The organism is Undibacterium sp. SXout7W (assembly GCF_049339385.1).
Taxonomy (GTDB): domain Bacteria; phylum Pseudomonadota; class Gammaproteobacteria; order Burkholderiales; family Burkholderiaceae_D; genus Undibacterium.
Genome location: NZ_JBMPPF010000181.1, coordinates 1 through 278, shown reverse-complemented (window position 1 = coordinate 278; position 278 = coordinate 1). Strand labels below are relative to the sequence as shown.

Here is a 278-nt window from a genome sequence, read left to right as displayed (position 1 = left end):
ACGTCGAGCAGGATCAGGTCCGGATGGACGCGGCGGGCGATCTTCAGCGCCCGTTCGCCGGAGGTGGCGACGAAGGTCTGATAGCCTTGCTGGACCATCAGCTTGCGCAGCGCGCTCAGGTTCTCCGGCGCGTCATCCACTATGAGTATCGCGGCATCGCGCCGCGTGGCAAGGATGGGATTGGGGACTGGGTTGAACAAAGGCTGGCCTGATCTGAAAGTGACTATCCGTTCAAATCATAACGCTTCAGCTCGGCTCCAGGTAAAAAAAAATCCACG

1 protein-coding gene is annotated in these 278 nt (G+C 59.0%); it reads right to left on the bottom strand.

Annotation, left to right across the window (positions count from 1 at the left end):
* A partial coding sequence (locus ACO0LB_RS21010; protein WP_423052699.1) for a response regulator occupies nucleotides 1–200 on the bottom strand: 200 nt, incomplete at its 3' end.
* Nucleotides 201–278: the final 78 nt, after the last annotated feature.